The organism is Chachezhania antarctica, from assembly GCF_003646465.1.
Classification (GTDB): domain Bacteria; phylum Pseudomonadota; class Alphaproteobacteria; order Rhodobacterales; family Rhodobacteraceae; genus Chachezhania; species Chachezhania antarctica.
Window position 1 is genome coordinate 73,901 of the sequence record NZ_QZEX01000007.1, and the last position, 16,633, is coordinate 90,533.

Genomic DNA, 16,633 nt, shown 5'->3' on the forward strand with positions numbered 1-16,633 from the left:
CGTCCCTGCAGGCCTGTCTGTGCAAACCGTTGTGTGAAAATATTATTAAATGCTTTCCACGACCTTAACGCAGGCGGTCAGGTCACCTATCCGAACGTATAGATAACTATACGAACGCATAGGTTGCAAGCAGTCAGGGGGTGCGTGATCGGAGCTCAGCTCTCGTCAATCCGGGCTCTCAGACGCTTCAGAACATAGAGACGGATGGCCGAGGCGAGCCCTGATTCCAGACCGCGGGCCTCGTCGATTTCGGCCGCGAGCGCGCTGACCGACACGCCGTCGGCCGCGGCAAAGGCGCGGAACTCGGCCCAGAATTCATCTTCCAGCGAGACCGAGGTGCGATGGCCGCGGAGCGTGAGCGACCGTTTCTGCGGCCGCCCGGTCATGCGTCATCGCGGCGGTGGGCGTCGAGGCTGCGCACCGTGCGGTCGGCTTCACGCTTGTCGCGCGCCTTTTCGGCCTTCGTGCGGCCGAACTTCACCGAGTTTTCGTCGGCCCGGGCCTTCTTGTCGGCCCGGGCCTTTTCCTTGCGGAACCGGTTCAGGTTGACCGGCCTGTCGCTCACGGCTTGGGGCCGACCATGTCCTCCGGCCGCACGACGCGGTCGAAGGTTTCGGCGTCGACGAAGCCAAGCGCGATGGCCTCTTCCTTCAGCGTGGTGCCGTTCTTGTGGGCCGTCTTCGCGACCTTGGTCGCGTTGTCGTAGCCGATCGTGGGCGCCAGCGCCGTCACCAGCATCAGAGATTCCCGCATCAGCTTTTCGATCCGGGTCTTGTCCGCCTGAAGGCCATCGATCAGGTTATCGGTGAAGGTCGAGGCCGCATCGCCCAGAAGCTGCATGGATTGCAGCACGTTGTAGGCGATCATCGGCTTGTAGACGTTCAGCTCGAACTGGCCCTGCGATCCGGCAAAGCCCACCGCGGCATCGTTGCCGAAGACATGGGCGCAGGCCTGCGTCAGCGCCTCGCACTGGGTCGGGTTCACCTTGCCGGGCATGATGGAGGAGCCGGGCTCGTTCTCCGGCAGGAGCAGTTCGCCCAGCCCGCAGCGCGGGCCCGAGCCCAGGTAACGGATGTCGTTCGCGATCTTGAAAAGCGACGCGGCGACGGTCTTCAGGGAGCCCGACATCTCCACCATCGAATCGTGGGTGGCCAGCGCCTCGAACTTGTTGGGCGCGGTGACGAAGGGGAGGCCGGTGATCTCGGCCATGTTTGCGGCCACTTCTTCGGCCCAGCCGACCTTCGTGTTCAGACCGGTGCCCACGGCCGTGCCGCCCTGCGCCAGTTGGTGGATGTGTTTCAGCGACGTCTCGATCCGCTCGATGCCCATGGCCACCATGTGGACATAGCCCGAAAATTCCTGCGAAAGCGTGAGCGGCGTTGCGTCCTGGGTGTGGGTGCGGCCGATCTTGATGATGCCGTCGAATTCTTCGACCTTGGCTTCGAGGCCCGCGTGCAGCTTCTTCAGCCCCGGCAGCAGCACGTCGCGCGCCATCATCGCGGTGGCGATGTGCATGGCGGTGGGGAACGTGTCGTTCGACGACTGGCCCATGTTGCAATGGTCGTTCGGATGCACCGGATCCTTGGTGCCCATCGTGCCGCCCATGATCTCGATCGCGCGGTTCGAGATGACCTCGTTCGCGTTCATGTTCGACTGGGTGCCGGACCCGGTCTGCCAGACCACCAGCGGGAAGTTGTCATCCAGCTTGCCGTCGATGACTTCGCCGGCCGCTTCGATGATCGCGGCGCCGCGTTTCTCGTCCAGCTTGCCCTCCGCCATGTTAGCCTGCGCACAGGCCTTCTTGATCACGCCAAGCGCGCGCACGATGGCCACGGGCTGCTTTTCCCAGCCGATGGGAAAGTTCATCAGAGAGCGTTGCGTCTGCGCGCCCCAATACTTGTCGGCGGGTACGTCGAGCGGGCCGAAACTGTCGGTTTCGGTACGGGTGTCGGTCATCGGGGCCTCCGTTGCAGACAGGATTGCAGATCGTCTAGCCGCACGCGGCAAGTGAGGCAATGGCCGAGATGAAGAAGACGGGCTGCCGAACCGTATTGCTCTTGCCGCCGGGAGGCATACATTACAACTGTGGATCGAGTGACCCGAGCCGGATTTACGGCGCGAGCGAAGGAGACAGACGGTGAGCGCAATCCTTTCGAGACACGGGCAACGTGCTGCGATCTGGCGGTCGTGGATCCGCGGATTGGTAACCATTGCGGTCGTGTCGGTTCTGGCTGCCGCCATCCCCGCGTCCGCCGCGCCGCTGGAGGCCTTCTACGGCGCCTATTCCGGGTCTGCCGACGTGATAGAGACCGATGGCACTACCATCCCGCGCGACATGAGTGTCGAGATCGCCGGACTTGAACGCGACAGGTTCTTGGTCTCGTGGACGTCTGTCACCTTTCGTACCGACGGGCGCGTGAAGGAGAAATCCTACACCATCGAATTCAAGCCCGCCGACCGGCCCGGCGTCTATGCGGCGGCCCAGACGCGCAACGTGTTCGGGCACGAGGTGCAGTTCGACCCGATGTCGGGCGAGCCTTTCGTCTGGGCACGGATCGTGGATGACACGATGACGGTGTTCTCGCTGTTTGTCGGTGACGATGGGGGATACGAGATGCAGCAATTCGACCGGACGCTTGAGGCTGATGGCCTGCATCTGAGCTTCAGCCGCGTGCGCAACGGCGAGATCCTGAAAACGGTGGAGGCCGATCTGGTCCGCGACTGAGGCGTGTGGATGGTTCCTTAAAGGGATTTAGCAGCAATGGTCGTTCCACAGATCCCGGCGATACATGTTCTTGGATTCTTGCTTGTGAACATTGCTTTAGCTTTAGCCTTAAACAAATGCGGGGTAGATATATTCGGACGGAATATAACGAAATGGTAATTCTATTTCTCGATTTCGATCATTTTGTTTGTCCCCACCTCCGGCTTACTTTGGGTCTTTCTAGATTTAGCATCTGTTGACTTTCTGAGCGATTTCAGAGATTATATTCGCCCGACTTTATGGATTGCCGCGATCTGGTCTACTATGGCGTGTCATGTAGTCGTTAGTAAAATGTTTAGATAGGAGCACTGGGAAGTCGAATTTTGCGGTTCCGACTTTGCAAAGGTCACGTTCTGCGCATGGCAGTCATATGAAACTCACCCAGAGCTTCGCGGATTGGGCTCGAACGGCATATTGCCTGAAACACTGTCACGTAGCACAACATCTGTCAAAGGCTGGCGATAGTCCGACGGCTTCCAAGCCTTTTCGCTTGCCCGGACGCAGGGGAATCCACGATAACAGGGGCAACGGGCGGGCGATGGCGTCGCCGACGCGTGGTGCGTGCCCGATATGTCCATCCTGAACGCCGGGATCCTGCCTTGCCGCTGCCGCGGTAGCCGGGGGATCCCCTGCACGTGGCTGCGGCTCTGAATAGGAGCACGCGAATGCACCGTCCCGAATTCTACCGTTTCCACCAGGGCGACCGGGTTCTGCCCTTCGCGCCCGCCGAATACGATGCCCGCCTGTCGGGCCTGCGCGCGACGATGGCCGACATGGGCGTCGATGCCTGTGTCTTCACGTCGATGCACAACATCGCCTACTACTCGGGGTTCCTCTATTGCAGCTTCGGGCGGCCCTACGGGCTGGTCGTGGCGGCCACCGACAGCGTTACCATCAGCGCCGGCATCGATGCAGGCCAGCCGTGGCGGCGGTCCCATGGCGACAACATCACCTACACCGACTGGCAGCGGAACAATTACTGGCGCGCCATCGCCTCCGTGACGGGCAAAGGGGGCGCTATCGGGCTCGAAGACGATCACATGACCCTTGCACAAAGGGGCCTGCTGGATGCGTTCCTGAAGCCCGCCACCACGGTCGACATCGCGCCCGCCACGATGCGTCAGCGGATGGCAAAATCCCCGGCCGAGATCGCCCTGATCCGCCACGGCGCGCAGGTCGCCGATGTGGGCGGCTACGCGATCCGCGAGGCCATTGCCGAGGGCGTGCGCGAGATCGACGTCGCCATGGCCGGCCGCGACGCGATGGAGCTGGAGATCGCCAAGCGCTTCCCCGATGCCGAATACCGTGACACATGGGTCTGGTTCCAGTCGGGCATCAACACCGATGGCGCCCACAACCCCGTCACGTCCCGCACATTGCATCGCGGGGATATCCTGTCGCTGAACACGTTCCCCATGATCTCGGGCTACTACACCGCCTTGGAGCGCACGCTGTTCGTGGGAGAGGTCGACGACGCCTCCCTCAAGATCTGGGAGGCAAACGTCGCGGCCCATGAATACGGCATGTCGCTTTTGAAACCGGGCGCCAGCTGTGCCGCGGTGACCGAGGCCATCAACGCGTTCTTCGCGGAGCGTGACCTGCTGCAGTACCGCACCTTCGGCTACGGCCATTCCTTCGGCGTGCTGTCCCATTACTACGGGCGCGAAGCCGGTCTGGAACTGCGCGAGGACATCGACACGGTGCTGGAACCCGGCATGGTGATCTCGATGGAGCCGATGCTGACCATCCCCGAAGGTCAGCCCGGCGCGGGTGGCTACCGCGAGCATGACATTCTGGTGATCACGGAAGACGGCAACGACAACATCACCGGTTACCCTTACGGGCCCGCGTTCAACACGGTGGGATAGCGTCGCCGCCTGCGACGTTCATCGACAGCAGAAAAGGCAGCGCCCGACGCAGGGTGGGCGCTGCCAAGGGGTGTGGGACATCCACAAAGGACCGAAGACTTGCTGAAGGCCAGCCAGCGGCGTGTCGGTGAGGGTCGGGCGCGGCACGGGGAGGATCGACAAAGGATCTTCTTCTTCTCCCAACGCGTTGCTTTCATGGCCAGCTCAGGTGGGGCTCCCGAAGGGTACGCCCCGCTTGGATTGCCTTAGCTGGCCTGGCGATCCGTCGCTGGCGCGGCCAGTTCGTATCCGGCCCGGTAGGCTTGCTCCAGCAAGGACCGGCGTCGGCTCGGGGATCCTTTCGCGCCGTACAGTATTTCCAGCTTGCGGGGCGAAAACCCGAAATAGCCGAAGGTGCCCTTGATCCAAGCGGTTTCGAGCGCGGCCAGGTAGCCATCTTCCGCCATTTCGTCGGATCGCGCCCCGGCAGGGATCAACAGGACACCCGTCCGCGGGCGCTGAAGAGACAGCTCGGGATCGTCCAGTTGGTCATAGGCCCAGCCCCAGCTCCAGACCCGGTCGACCCAGCCCTTGGTCATTGACGGCATGCCCCACCAGAACAGGGGAAAGACAAGACAAACGGCATCCGCGCGGGCAATGCGCACCTGTTCCTGCAGCACATCCGAGGGAACCTTGGCGCCGTCATCCGCCTCGATATCGGCAAGGGTCCAACGCGGGTCGAAGCCTTCGGCGTGCAGGTCCGCAAGTTCCACGGAATGACCAGCTGCCTTTGCGCCTTCCATGAAGCTTTGCGCCGCGGCCGCGCTGAAGGCGTTGGGATCCGGGTGATCGAGGACGGTCAGTACATGCATATGGGGCTCATTTCATGGTGGCTGACGCTTCTGCTAGCACCTCAACCCAACTTCAGGTCAAGCCGCAAAGTACGGTGGCCGCTATGAGGAAATGGCAAGACGCATGGTCGGACATACGAGCAGGCGTGCGCGGGCTTGCAGCAACAGGCCAGTGGCCGGGCTCTGGCCGATAGAACAAGCAACGGAGTACGACTGCACCAAGCCCGAAGGACCGAATACTGCCGAGCACGACTGGCTGCTTTCGAAGGATCGGCAAGATCCCCTGCGACCCGAGATCTGGCATGCGTTCAAACATGTTGGACCGCTCTATCACGCGACCTAATCGCTTTCGATGATCCAGTATCTCTCTGCGATGAGTCGCGTGGCGAGCCATACGAGCGCGAAGAGCACCGGGTCGGAAAGAACATTGTAGATGACCCAATGATCGGTTGTCAGCGCCCGCCGCGCCACCTCGTTCGCAAGGGCCGAGAAGAGCGCGAGCGCGATCCATGCGGTGTTCAAAACAGGCCAGCCCTTTGCGTGGATACGGAGCTTGTAGCCGAGTGTTCTTTGGAGAAGACTCGGCCGAACAAGCGCACCGATAGCAAGGATGGCGGCGAACGCGAGTGCTCCTACCGTCGGACGAATGAATACGAAAGTTTCATCGCCCAGAAAGATACCGAGCCCAGTGAGGACAAGGGCGAGCACGAGGGTTGATACAGCCAGCCAGGGCACGGATCCATCCCAACGCCAGCGTATGCCGACGGCCGCAGCGGTCGCCGCGGTCGCTGCGCCAGCTGCCCAAAACAGCTCGCCGAACGCATTGCCAAGCAGGAAGGCTAATCCGGGCAGCAATTCGAGAATTAGGCGGCGATCCATTCGTTCATACAGTAGTCGCCATAGAAGATTCGCAAGGTCTTCATCAGATGGTAATGGCGAAGCCGTCATCCGGTTCAGTTGAAGAAACGACGTCTCCGTCCGCAGGGCAGCCGCGCGGATGCCGACGCTTGAAACTCCGCTCCGGATCGACGCGGCCATGGTTCTCAATCGCTGCCCGAAACCCTTCGGAAGCGGAAACGCCGCACAGCTCATGCTGTACGGCGTTCGGCAGGATACGGGCAGTTCTTCCGCCCCTGGATCAGTGGTTCACCCGGCGGAATTCGAACACGCGGGCGGGGGGAAGGTTGTTCCAGACCATGCCGCGGCGGCGGCAGGTGATGCCCAGTTCGGCGCGCATGTCTTCCGCGATGGGCGGGGTAGGGCTGTAGGTGATCTGGGTGATAAAGCCGTCCGAGCGCATGACCTTCAGCGCCGTGCCCACGACCTCGCGCTGGATCTTGGGGCGCGCCAGAACCGGCACGCCCGAGATCACGGCGCCGATGTCGGTCAGACCCAGCTTGTCGATCTCCTGCGCGGGGCGGTTCAGCACGTTCACGCCCGGGAACTTGCGGGCCAGTTCCTCGCAGAAGCGTTCGTTGGTCTCCATCAGCGTGATCCGTTCCGGGGCCACGCCGCGGGCCAGGATTGCCCTGGTGAAGCTGCCGGTGCCGGGGCCGATTTCGACGATCGGGCCGTCGATGTCTTCCAGCCCTTCCGTCATCTTCCGGGCCACCGCAGCCGACGATGGCGCAAGCGCCACGACCTCGGTAGGTCGTCGGATCATCTCTCCCAGAAACACCGCAAAATCGTTCGCCATGAGATCCATCCCTCTCAATTCAAATCGACTCGAACCTGTGCTGGTCGATCTGGATCGAAGTCATACAGCACAAGCCGGATGGGCTACAAATACGTTAACCAACGGTTAACCTGTCAACGCCCCGGCCTGCGAACACTGGGGAATTGTGGTGTCACGGCCATCGATGCAGGTGTTTCACGCCGAGCGGATCGGCAAAAAATCGCCAAAATTTTTTACAAAAACGTCATTATTTCCGGAACTTATCCAGCGAAACGATCTCGGCATCCGCGCGTTCGCCGGGCGGATCGCGGGGCTCGTCCACGTCGATACTGTCGCCCCGGTCGCCTGACCGTAGCGGCTTGTCAGGCGCGACGGTGTCGTCATCCTCGTCCTCGGGCGTCTCGAAGCGGAGGCCGAATTCCACGGACGGGTCCACGAAGGTGCGGATCGCGGTGTAGGGGATGTACAGCGGTTCGGGCTGATCGCCGAAGTTCAGCGTTACGGCAAAGCCGTCGTCCTCGATCGAAAGCCCGTCATACCAGTGTTGCATGACCACGGTCATTTCCGACGGGTAGCGATCCGACAGCCAGTCGGCCATGCGCGCGTCGGGATGGGTGGTGTCGAAGGTGATGAAGAAGTGATGCGCGCCGGGCAGGCCATGGGCCTCCACGTCCTGAAGCACGGTCTTGATCAGGCCGCGCATCGCTGCGTGCATCAGATTGCCGTAATCGATTTCGCGCTCCATGCCTTCGTTCCCTGGGCTTGTTCCCGCACGCCCCACCCGAGGAGTGTCCGTTCGGGCAGAATAGGGGATTCGGGTAAAGATGAAAGGCCCTGCGCACCGATTGCGCCGTCATGGCGTCCCACCGGCGAAATACAACCGTGGCGTTAAAATGCCCCCGGAATTGCAGCCGCGACAATGCCGAGCACGGCCATCACCGCCAGCGTTTCGGCCAGACCCCGTTTGAACCGCAGCATCGCCAGCGCGGCCAGGGCGGTGAGGGCCAGCGCCAGCGGCTGGAGCGTCGACGGATCGGGCAGGGGGATCTGTACCGGACCGGCCGACCACGTTCCGACCTCTCCGAACCAGACATGGAGCGCGAACCAGACCGACAGGTTCAGGATCACGCCGACCACCGCGGCGGTGATGCCCTGCAATGCAGCCGACAGCCGCGGCCGCGCGGCCAGCTGTTCGACATATGGCCCGGCAAGGAAGATCCACAGGAAGCAGGGCACGAAGGTGGCCCAGAGAGCCACGACTCCGGCCGCCAGTCCCAGCCACGGGCCGGCGCGCAGGTCGCCGGCCAGCATCGCGACGAACTGGGTGACAAGGATCAGCGGGCCGGGCGTGGTTTCGGCCAGCCCCAGCGCGTCGATCATCTGCGCGGTCGAGATCCAGCCGAAATCGACCACCGCCGTCTGCGTGATGTAGGACAGCACCGCGTAGGCGCCGCCGAAGGTGATGACCGCCAGCCACGCGAAGAACCAGCCGACCTGCGCCAGAAAGACCTGGCCCGTGGCCGTCAGCGCCAGAAGGGGCACCAGCCACAGGGCCAGCCACAGCGCCGCCGTGCGCAGCGTGCTGCCGGCGGAATTGGTGAAGGGTGGCGGCGCGGTGTCGGGCCTGGGCGCGGTCAGAAAACCGTAGAGCGCCGCGGCGGCGATGATGAGGGGAAAGGGCAGGTCGAAACAGAAAATCCCGATGAACGCCAGCGCCGCGATGCCGTATGCCCACGGCGCCGTCAGCGCCCGGGCCGACAGTTTCCTGAGCGCCTGCAGCACGATCACGATCACCGCCGCCTTCACCCCCACGAAGGCGGCCTGCACCAGCGGCACCTGCCCGTAGGCGGCATAAAGCAGCGCCAGCGCCGCGATCACCGCCGCCCCCGGCAGCACGAACAGCAGGCCCGCGATCAACCCGCCCGTCACACCGCGCAGACGCCAGCCGGCATAGGTGGCCAGCTGCATCGCTTCCGGCCCCGGCAGCAGCATGCACAGGCTTAGCGCCCGCAGGAATCCGGGCTCGTCCAGCCATGGGCGTTCCTCGACCAGTTCGCGGTGCATCAGCGCGATCTGGGCCGCGGGGCCGCCGAAGGATAGCAAGCCGATCCGACCGAAGACACGGGTCATCTGGGCCAGTGTCGGGGATGTTTCATGGGTCATGCTTTGCGATCCGCCGGCCAGTCATGTCCTTCGTCGGCGCCATCGCGCGCCCATCGATACAGCGCGTCATAGACGATCATGCCAGCCTCAAGCTGCGCGAGATCGTCGCGCCACGCGCGCGAAAGCCCGACCGAGATCGCCAGAAGCCCCGCGGCTTCCGGTGCCAGATCGTGACAGTTGGTGTCGGCGGCACGAACAACCGTGGCCAATCGGTCGAGCGCTGGATGTGACAGGCCGAATTCGTCGACCATCACGTCGAAAGTGCACGCCGGCCCACGGTGGGACCAGAACGTGTCCTGGGTATCGAAGGGCGTGGCGTCGAAACGTTCGGCCACAGCAGCGACCTCGGAAGGAGGCACGAACAGGAACCGCGCGGATGGATCCACAAAGCGACGTATCAGCCACGGGCAGGCGATACGGTCTATCTTGGGCCGGTGGCGCGTGACCCAGGCTGTCGCGCCATTACTGCGTGATGGCAGCGCGGCGATGGGCACGCGCGGCAGCCCGGCATCGCGCCAGCTCATGTTGCCGCCGGCCAGCACTTCTGCCTCAACGCCCGCTGTGCGGAGGAGGGCCGCGGCGCCGTGGCTCAGCTTTTTGCCGCGCTGGCAGACGATCACCGCCTTTCGGCCAGCAAGTCCCGGTGCCAGATCGCGCACCAGGTCATGAGGATGTCGGGCGGCACCAGGCACAAGGAATGGCTGGGTGGCCACGTCTTCATCCAGCGAGACATCGATGATCGAAGGCGCGGCAGCGGTACCGACCAGTCGAAACAATTGCTCGGGCGTAATTTCGGAATAGGACGGCATGATATGCACCCCAAATGTTCGTCTGTGCCGGTGTGCCGCTTGTACGAAAGCGGCCGCCACACCGGGCACTCAGGTTACGGGATGCGAGCCTTTGGGCCGTGGCCTCACGGGGCGGTCGCGGGCCCCATGCGAATATCGTTGCACCATGGGCGGCTCACGCGTCAACCCCGGATTAAGCGGTCAGGTCCGGCGCGGAAGGGCGACACGGTGCGCATTTCGAGTTCTAAAAGTCATGGGTTCAACTTTCTACCATAGGGTTAGTAAACTTACTGCCAGAGGCAGGCGCCCGTTCAATCCGCCGTTGTGGCAAACGGATTGATCGTCCACACTAAATTGAAGTTGGAGCCCGGCGAAGCGATTCGTCGGCGCCCGATTTTTGGGCAGTTTCCCGCACCGGGAGACTGGAGGGTAACTTGGAGATTTTGCAAATGAACAATCGTTTTCTGACAGGCACCGCCGTGGCACTCAGCGTAGTCGCCGGCTCCGCTCTGGCATCCGACAGCTCGGTCTGGAATTTCTCGGAATTCGGCACCGCGGGTGACTGGAACGTCATGAAAAGCGACGACACCGGTGATTGCGTGATGATGCGCAAGAACGGTGACACGATGATGCAGGCCGGCTTCGCCTTCAACGACCCGACCAAGGGTTACCTGGGCGTCTTCACGACCGACACCGAAACCATGCTGGACGACGGCAAGACCGTGAAGATCGAGCTTGCGGTCGATGGAGAGGACTATTCCTACAGCTCCATCGCCACCGAAGTGACCACGGGCATCGAGCCGGGCTACCAGGGCGCCATGATGGTCATCGACAATCCGAAGTTCGTGGATGACTTCGTCAACAAGAACACGCTGACCGTGCACGTCAAGGACGGCCCGGTGCACACGTTCTCGCTGGAAGGCACGAAAGCCGCCACGACGCTGCTGCGCGAATGCGAAGCCGGCTGAGGCCGGTCTGGCTTCAGTGCTAGAAAGTCATGAGGGGACCCTGGGCTGTAGGTCGGGGTCCCTTTTTCGTGCGCTCGGCCCTGGTCGACGCGTTTCAATCGGGTCCTGTCTTCGCGCAGGATGAACTTCGCGGCCTGGGCGACGTCGTAGTTCTGTTCTCCCAGCGGATCAGCCGTCAGCCGCGCACCGTTGCGGGGGATGGCCGTGCCCCGGCGCAGGCATCTGGCCGGCCCGCTGGGCACGGCGCTTTTGACCAGGGCGCAGCGCGAGGCCGACAGCCGCGTGATTTCGCCACCGGCAGAAGCCGCGTTCCGACGCACGTTCCCGCCGGACAGCAACAGGCAGGTCGCGGGGCGGAGGGCATGAAGGGGGAATAAGTGCAGGCTTCTGTTGCCAGGTGCCTGCGAACCCCGCCTGAAGCTGCTAGGCCCCAGGAGTTAAGTTTCGGTATTCGTTACTGCTTACGCAGCAACTGCAACCGGAGCACGATTGTCATTTGCAATTGTACTGTTCGGACCGATAACGGTGGTACCTCACCGGGACAAAGCAAAACCCCTTTAGACGTTCGTCGATCCTGTTTCGGCCCCATGATCCCCAAATGAAGGATGTTTGGTGGAGCCGCCGGGTACCGCCCCCGGGTCCGATCCGCTTATTACGAGCGCGTTTATGTCCATAGTCCCGAAGGACAGCCTCAATATAGGGGGGCGGTTCGGGCGATGCAATCCGGTCCGCGCGGATTGCGGCGGTGCCGGGCATGTTGTCAGGAATTGCGTGGCCTGACATCAAGGCGCAGGGTGCCGGCGCCCGGGCCTTGGGCCGCCATCGAAAGGACAATCATGATCGATCCCGCCTATTGCCAGCTCATGGCGCGCTATAACCGCTGGCAGAATGCGCAGCTGGTGGACTGCCTTGCGCCTTTGAGCACCGAGGACCTGGACCTGAACCGAGGCGCGTTCTTCGGGTCGATCCGGGCAACGCTCAATCACCTGATATGGGGCGACGAGATGTGGATGTCGCGCTTCGATGGCGGGTCGAAGCCTGCTGTGGGCATTCCCGACAGCGTGGCGGTCCACCCGGATGTGGAAAGCTGGGGGCGGGCGCGGTCGCAGATGGATGACCGGATCGCCGATTGGTGCAAGACGGTGGACGAGACCGCCCTGCGCGGTGCCATCACCTGGTTTTCGGGGGTGGCGAAGGCGGATGTGACGAAGCCTCTGGCGCTTTGCGTGGTGCACATGTTCAACCACCAGACCCATCATCGCGGCCAGATCCACGCCATGCTTACGGCCGCGGGCGGGCAGGCGCCGGTGACCGACCTGTTCATGATGCCGGAGTGACGGTCATGGACATCGTCAAGGGAACGGCCCGGATCGGCGGGCAGACGGTTTCGTATCGCCGCGCGGGGCAGGGCGCGCCTGTGCTGCTTCTGCACTGTTCCTCCAGCCATTCCGGCCAGTGGCGCGCGTTGATGGAGGCGGCGGGCGACCGGTACGACTTCATCGCGCCGGATCTGCTTGGCTATGGCGGATCGGGCGTGCCGCATCGCGGGGTGCCCGTTGCCCCGGTGCAGGATGCGACGGCGATAGCCGGCCTGCTGGACCATCTGGGCATCCGCGGCCCGGTCCAATTGGTGGGTCACTCCATGGGCGGGGTGGTGGCGTCTCACCTGATCCGCGACCACGGCGCGCGCTTCCAAAGCCTGACGGTGATCGAACCGGTGCTGTTCGGCCTGCTGGAAGAACTGGACGCGCCCGAGAAGATCGAACACCTTGAGATCACCGCGCGGCTGTTCGTCGAACTGCACCTTGGCCGGCCGGACGCTGCGGCCGAATCCTTCATCGATTTCTGGAGCGGCCCCGGCGCCTATGCCGCGATGGAGCCGCGGATCCGCGATTATGCCCTGTCCACCATCGGCCGCGTGGCCGACGATTTCGCCGCCTGCGGTGCGGCCGTGCCGGGCTCGATGTCGCGGGCGGCGCTGGCGGGCTTCGACCTGCCAACACTGGTTCTGTGTGGCGAGGCCACGCGCCCCGCCGCGCGGCTGGTGGCTGAAACCGTGGCCGCCACGATCCCCGGCGCGCGCCTGCAGATCCTCCCCGATGCACAACATCTTGCCGCCGCGCAAACGCCCGACCGCGTCAATCCCGCGCTGTTGGCCTTTCTGGACGGGCAGCGGCTTCCCACATCACCATAGACACACAGATCGGAGGAAGATTTCATGTTCAAGGCATTGATCGTCGAAAAGGACGAGGCGACCGGCAAGACCGAGGCGCATATCCAGGACCTGACCGAAGACCGTCTGCCCGACGGCGACGTAACGGTCGCGGTCGAATACTCGACGGTGAACTACAAGGACGGCTTGTGCCTTGGGTCCGGCGGCGGGCTGGTGCGGACCTATCCGCACGTGCCCGGCATCGATTTCGCCGGCACGGTCGAGACATCGGACGATCCCCGTTACAAACCCGGCGACAAGGTCGTGCTGACCGGCTGGCGCGTGGGCGAGGTGCATTGGGGCGGATACGCCCAGAAGGCCCGCGTGAAGGCCGACTGGCTGGTGCCCTTGCCCGATGGGCTGACGACACAACAGGCGATGGCGGTGGGCACGGCAGGCTTCACCGCGATGCTGGCGGTTATGGCGCTGGAAGATCACGGCGTCACGCCCGAATCCGGCCCGGTGCTGGTCACCGGCGCGGCGGGCGGCGTGGGATCCGTCGCCACGGCGATCCTGGCCAAGGCGGGCTACGAGGTTGCGGCGGTGACCGGGCGCCCGGAAACCGAAGCCTACCTTCGCGATCTGGGCGCCTCGCAAATCATCCCGCGCGACGAGATTTCCGAAACCGTCAAGCGCCCGCTGGAAGCCGAGACATGGGCCGGTGCCATCGATGCCGTGGGCGGCGCGATGCTGGCCCGCCTGCTGGGGCAGATGAAATACGGCGGGTCGGTCGCGTCCGTCGGCCTTGCCGGCGGCTCGGGCCTTCCGGCGACGGTGATCCCGTTCCTGCTGCGCGGCGTGAACCTTCTGGGAATCGATTCCGTGATGCGCCCCTATGCCGACCGTGAACGCGCGTGGAGCCGAGTCGCCCGCGATGTGCCCCTGGACAAGCTAGAGGCGATGACGGTGCCTGCCGTCCTGGCCGATGTGCCGGGGCTGGGAAGCGACATCCTGAAGGGGCAGGTCAAGGGCCGCGTCGTTGTCGACGTGAACGGATAAGCACAACCTGGGCGGTACACTCGACACGCGGGCCTAACTGTCGCACACTGGCATGGAAGTGCCGCGTCGAGACGCGCGGGCGAAAGTCCGCGCGTGTCCGCTGGCCTCAAGGGTGACAGGTGTCCGGTCCAAGAGACCGGCACGAAAAAAATAAAACGACTGGAAGGGGTGCGAAATGTTCGCAAAAATCATGGTTCCGGTGGATCTGGCCCATGCCGACCGCCTGACGCGCGCGCTGACGGTGACCGCAGACATGGCCAAGCAATACGGGGCAGAGGTCATCTTCGTAGGTGTCAGCACGGCGGCGCCCACATCGGTCGCGCACACGCCCGAGGAGTATGCCGAAAAGTTGAAGACCTTTGCCGCCGACCAGGGCACGAAGGGTGGCTTCACGGCGTCGTCCGATCCCATCCTCAGCCACGATCCCAGCGTGGACCTGAACAAGGCCCTGCTGAAGGCGATCTCGGACACCGGGGCCGAGCTTGTGATCATGGCCTCTCATGTTCCCGGCGCGTTGGATTACGTCCTGGGCTCTCATGGCGGGCATCTGGCCTCGCATGCGCATTGTTCGGTTCTTCTGATCCGCGAGGGCTGAGCCGCCACGTCCCGCCGCCGCGTCCGCGCGGTTCTTGCAACAATAATGACGAGGGAGAGCCGAAATGGCCGATGAAACGACCAATCAGGGAATTCCCGAGCCCGAGGGGCATTCGGATGTAATCGAGACCGAGTACGAGATCGGTCAGGACAATATCGAAACCCAGATCGGTCCCTTCGGGCTCGACATTCACAACCCGGTGTTCCTGATCTCCGGCGTCGCGATCGTGGCCTTCGTGTTCTACACGCTGGCCCTGCCCGAGCAGGCGTCTTCCGTCTTCTCGTCGATGTTCAGTTACACGACCAAGACCTTCGACTGGTTCTTCCTTGGGGCCAGTGACCTCGTGGTGCTTTTCGCGCTGGCGCTGATCGTTCTGCCGGTGGGCAGCGTGCGGCTGGGCGGCGCGGAGGCGACACCCGATTATTCCTATATCGGCTGGTTCGCGATGCTGTTCGCGGCCGGCATGGGCATCGGGCTGATGTTCTACGGCGTGTCCGAACCGATGAGCCATTTTTCGACGGCGTTCGGCGGAACGGCCGTGGGCGAGAACGGCATCCGAACCGACTGGGCGCCCCTTGGCGGCGCGGCCGGTGACCAGGAAGCCGCGATCCGGCTTGGCATGGCGGCCACCATCTATCACTGGGCGCTGCACCCGTGGGCGATCTACGCGATGGTCGCCCTTGCCCTGGCGCTGTTCAGCTTCAACAAGGGTCTGCCGCTGACCATCCGGTCGGCGTTCTACCCGCTGCTGGGCGAACGCGTCTGGGGCTGGTGGGGCCACCTCATCGACACCATTGCCGTCTTCGCGACGCTCTTCGGCCTTGCCACCTCGCTTGGGTTCGGTGCGACGCAGGCGAATGCGGGCCTGAACGAACTGTTCGGCATTCCGATCGGCACCGGGACCGAGGTGATCCTGATCACGGCCATCACCGCGGTGGCGCTGATCTCGGTGCTGCGCGGGCTCGACGGCGGGGTCAAGATCCTGTCCGAGATCAACATGGGCCTGGCCGGTCTGCTGGCGCTGTTCGTGCTGATCACCGGCCCGACCGTCTGGTTGCTGAGCTTCTTCTGGGACAGCCTTCTGGCCTATGCCGAAAACCTGATCCCGCTGTCGATGCCCTTCGGCCGTGACGACGTGAACTACAGCCAGGGCTGGACCGCCTTCTACTGGGCGTGGTGGATCTCCTGGTCGCCCTTCGTCGGCATGTTCATCGCCCGGGTCAGCCGCGGCCGCACGGTGCGGGAATTCGTGACCTGCGTTCTGATCATCCCGTCGCTGGTCTGCGTGTTCTGGATGTCGATCTTCGGCGGCACAGCGATCCACCAGGTTGTCACCGACGGCTACACCGCCGCGCAGGACGCCGATCTGCCGCTGCAGCTGTTCAAGATGCTGGATCCGCTGCCGATTGCCTCGCTGACCTCGTTCATCGGTATCGTGCTGGTCATCGTGTTCTTCGTCACCTCGTCGGACTCCGGCTCGCTTGTGATCGATACGATCACCGCGGGCGGCAAGGTCGACGCGCCGGTGCCGCAGCGGGTGTTCTGGTGCATCTTCGAAGGCGCCGTGGCCATCGCGCTGCTGGTGGGCGGCGGGCTTGCGGCCCTGCAATCCATGGTGATCTCGACCGGGCTGGTCTTCACTATTGTCCTTCTGGTGATGTGCTTCTCGATCTGGAAGGGGCTTGTGTCCGAACGCCATTCGCGCTGACGGGCCGGGCCTTCGTGGCCGACATTGAGGATCGGGGCCTCGGCATTGCCGGGGCCCTTTTCG

The 16,633-nt window shown here is 63.5% G+C and carries 17 protein-coding genes, 1 other RNA gene and 1 pseudogene; 8 read left to right on the plus strand and 11 right to left on the minus strand.

What is annotated here, in order from left to right:
• Positions 1-155: 155 nt before the first annotated feature.
• The 3 genes from D4754_RS14800 to fumC are packed head-to-tail and all read right to left on the minus strand — an operon-like array spanning position 156 to position 1,956.
• Positions 156-386: a ribbon-helix-helix domain-containing protein gene (locus D4754_RS14800; RefSeq protein ID WP_121064935.1), complete on the minus strand. Its 231-nt coding sequence runs from the start codon at positions 384-386 to the stop codon at positions 156-158.
• The gene (locus D4754_RS14805) at positions 383-565 is read right to left on the minus strand and encodes a DUF4169 family protein (RefSeq protein WP_121064937.1); all 183 of its coding nucleotides are present in this window, start codon (positions 563-565) and stop codon (positions 383-385) included. Before D4754_RS14805 ends, D4754_RS14800 begins: the two co-directional genes overlap by 4 nt.
• The gene (gene fumC / locus D4754_RS14810) at positions 562-1,956 is read right to left on the minus strand and encodes a class II fumarate hydratase (protein WP_121064939.1); all 1,395 of its coding nucleotides are present in this window, start codon (positions 1,954-1,956) and stop codon (positions 562-564) included. Before fumC ends, D4754_RS14805 begins: the two co-directional genes overlap by 4 nt.
• A 181-nt stretch (positions 1,957-2,137) precedes the next feature.
• On the opposite strand from fumC, the gene D4754_RS14815 reads away from it, so the two are divergent.
• Positions 2,138-2,725, plus strand: a complete 588-nt coding sequence (locus D4754_RS14815; RefSeq protein WP_240453895.1) for a hypothetical protein — start codon at positions 2,138-2,140, stop codon at positions 2,723-2,725.
• Between the two features lie 704 nt (positions 2,726-3,429).
• Positions 3,430-4,632, plus strand: a complete 1,203-nt coding sequence (locus tag D4754_RS14820; protein ID WP_121064941.1) for a M24 family metallopeptidase — start codon at positions 3,430-3,432, stop codon at positions 4,630-4,632.
• A gap of 245 nt (positions 4,633-4,877) precedes the next feature.
• On the opposite strand, the gene D4754_RS14825 is transcribed toward D4754_RS14820, so the two are convergent.
• The 6 genes from D4754_RS14825 to D4754_RS14850 all read right to left on the minus strand — a co-directional run bounded on the left by D4754_RS14825 (position 4,878) and on the right by D4754_RS14850 (position 10,109).
• The gene (locus D4754_RS14825; RefSeq protein ID WP_121064943.1) at positions 4,878-5,483 is read right to left on the minus strand and encodes an NAD(P)H-dependent oxidoreductase; all 606 of its coding nucleotides are present in this window, start codon (positions 5,481-5,483) and stop codon (positions 4,878-4,880) included.
• Between the two features lie 318 nt (positions 5,484-5,801).
• The gene (locus D4754_RS14830) at positions 5,802-6,500 is read right to left on the minus strand and encodes an inner membrane-spanning protein YciB (RefSeq protein ID WP_163025933.1); all 699 of its coding nucleotides are present in this window, start codon (positions 6,498-6,500) and stop codon (positions 5,802-5,804) included.
• A gap of 100 nt (positions 6,501-6,600) precedes the next feature.
• On the minus strand, positions 6,601-7,158 hold the full coding sequence (locus D4754_RS14835) for a class I SAM-dependent methyltransferase (protein ID WP_121064947.1): 558 nt from the start codon (positions 7,156-7,158) through the stop codon (positions 6,601-6,603).
• 226 nt (positions 7,159-7,384) lie between these two features.
• A complete protein-coding gene (locus D4754_RS14840; RefSeq protein ID WP_121064949.1) occupies positions 7,385-7,882 on the minus strand; it encodes an SspB family protein in 498 nt (165 codons plus the stop codon).
• A gap of 143 nt (positions 7,883-8,025) precedes the next feature.
• Positions 8,026-9,300, minus strand: coding sequence for a chromate efflux transporter (chrA, locus tag D4754_RS14845; RefSeq protein WP_240453896.1), 1,275 nt, complete (start codon positions 9,298-9,300; stop codon positions 8,026-8,028).
• A complete protein-coding gene (locus D4754_RS14850; RefSeq protein ID WP_121064951.1) occupies positions 9,297-10,109 on the minus strand; it encodes a chromate resistance protein ChrB domain-containing protein in 813 nt (270 codons plus the stop codon). The genes chrA and D4754_RS14850 overlap by 4 nt, the downstream gene beginning before the upstream one ends.
• A 428-nt stretch (positions 10,110-10,537) precedes the next feature.
• Between D4754_RS14850 and D4754_RS14855 the strand changes: the two genes are divergently transcribed.
• The gene (locus D4754_RS14855) at positions 10,538-11,056 is read left to right on the plus strand and encodes a hypothetical protein (protein ID WP_121064953.1); all 519 of its coding nucleotides are present in this window, start codon (positions 10,538-10,540) and stop codon (positions 11,054-11,056) included.
• A 92-nt stretch (positions 11,057-11,148) separates the two neighbouring features.
• Here the strand turns inward: D4754_RS14855 and D4754_RS24395 are convergent.
• Together D4754_RS24395 and ssrA are read right to left on the minus strand one after the other, a co-directional pair.
• Positions 11,149-11,238 (minus strand): annotated as a pseudogene (locus tag D4754_RS24395) (NIPSNAP family protein); the annotation flags it as partial.
• 194 nt (positions 11,239-11,432) lie between these two features.
• Positions 11,433-11,782, minus strand: a transfer-messenger RNA (tmRNA) gene (gene ssrA / locus D4754_RS14865).
• Between the two features lie 110 nt (positions 11,783-11,892).
• Between ssrA and D4754_RS14870 the strand changes: the two genes are divergently transcribed.
• The 5 genes from D4754_RS14870 to D4754_RS14890 all read left to right on the plus strand — a co-directional run bounded on the left by D4754_RS14870 (position 11,893) and on the right by D4754_RS14890 (position 16,570).
• The gene (locus D4754_RS14870; RefSeq protein ID WP_121064955.1) at positions 11,893-12,393 is read left to right on the plus strand and encodes a DinB family protein; all 501 of its coding nucleotides are present in this window, start codon (positions 11,893-11,895) and stop codon (positions 12,391-12,393) included.
• 5 nt (positions 12,394-12,398) lie between these two features.
• Entirely contained in the window at positions 12,399-13,250 is an 852-nt protein-coding gene (locus tag D4754_RS14875; RefSeq protein ID WP_121064957.1) for an alpha/beta fold hydrolase, read from the plus strand.
• Positions 13,251-13,274: 24 nt separating this feature from the next.
• Positions 13,275-14,267 (plus strand): acrylyl-CoA reductase (NADPH), encoded by a 993-nt coding sequence (gene acuI / locus D4754_RS14880; protein WP_121064959.1) that lies wholly within the window; start codon positions 13,275-13,277, stop codon positions 14,265-14,267.
• Between the two features lie 175 nt (positions 14,268-14,442).
• A complete protein-coding gene (locus D4754_RS14885; RefSeq protein WP_121064961.1) occupies positions 14,443-14,862 on the plus strand; it encodes a universal stress protein in 420 nt (139 codons plus the stop codon).
• Positions 14,863-14,926: 64 nt separating this feature from the next.
• Positions 14,927-16,570: a BCCT family transporter gene (locus D4754_RS14890; protein WP_121064963.1), complete on the plus strand. Its 1,644-nt coding sequence runs from the start codon at positions 14,927-14,929 to the stop codon at positions 16,568-16,570.
• Positions 16,571-16,633: the final 63 nt, after the last annotated feature.

Bases quoted from the DNA above. Each gene is read 5' to 3' on its own strand.
- D4754_RS14800 (WP_121064935.1), bottom strand. From the start codon at position 386: ATGACCGGGCGGCCGCAGAAACGGTCGCTCACGCTCCGCGGCCATCGC.
- fumC (WP_121064939.1), bottom strand. From the start codon at position 1,956: ATGACCGACACCCGTACCGAAACCGACAGTTTCGGCCCGCTCGACGTA.
- D4754_RS14820 (WP_121064941.1), top strand. From the start codon at position 3,430: ATGCACCGTCCCGAATTCTACCGTTTCCACCAGGGCGACCGGGTTCTG.
- D4754_RS14825 (WP_121064943.1), bottom strand. From the start codon at position 5,483: ATGCATGTACTGACCGTCCTCGATCACCCGGATCCCAACGCCTTCAGC.
- D4754_RS14830 (WP_163025933.1), bottom strand. From the start codon at position 6,500: ATGGCCGCGTCGATCCGGAGCGGAGTTTCAAGCGTCGGCATCCGCGCG.
- D4754_RS14835 (WP_121064947.1), bottom strand. From the start codon at position 7,158: ATGGCGAACGATTTTGCGGTGTTTCTGGGAGAGATGATCCGACGACCT.
- D4754_RS14840 (WP_121064949.1), bottom strand. From the start codon at position 7,882: ATGGAGCGCGAAATCGATTACGGCAATCTGATGCACGCAGCGATGCGC.
- chrA (WP_240453896.1), bottom strand. From the start codon at position 9,300: ATGACCCATGAAACATCCCCGACACTGGCCCAGATGACCCGTGTCTTC.
- D4754_RS14850 (WP_121064951.1), bottom strand. From the start codon at position 10,109: ATGCCGTCCTATTCCGAAATTACGCCCGAGCAATTGTTTCGACTGGTC.
- D4754_RS14855 (WP_121064953.1), top strand. From the start codon at position 10,538: ATGAACAATCGTTTTCTGACAGGCACCGCCGTGGCACTCAGCGTAGTC.
- D4754_RS14870 (WP_121064955.1), top strand. From the start codon at position 11,893: ATGATCGATCCCGCCTATTGCCAGCTCATGGCGCGCTATAACCGCTGG.
- D4754_RS14875 (WP_121064957.1), top strand. From the start codon at position 12,399: ATGGACATCGTCAAGGGAACGGCCCGGATCGGCGGGCAGACGGTTTCG.
- acuI (WP_121064959.1), top strand. From the start codon at position 13,275: ATGTTCAAGGCATTGATCGTCGAAAAGGACGAGGCGACCGGCAAGACC.
- D4754_RS14885 (WP_121064961.1), top strand. From the start codon at position 14,443: ATGTTCGCAAAAATCATGGTTCCGGTGGATCTGGCCCATGCCGACCGC.
- D4754_RS14890 (WP_121064963.1), top strand. From the start codon at position 14,927: ATGGCCGATGAAACGACCAATCAGGGAATTCCCGAGCCCGAGGGGCAT.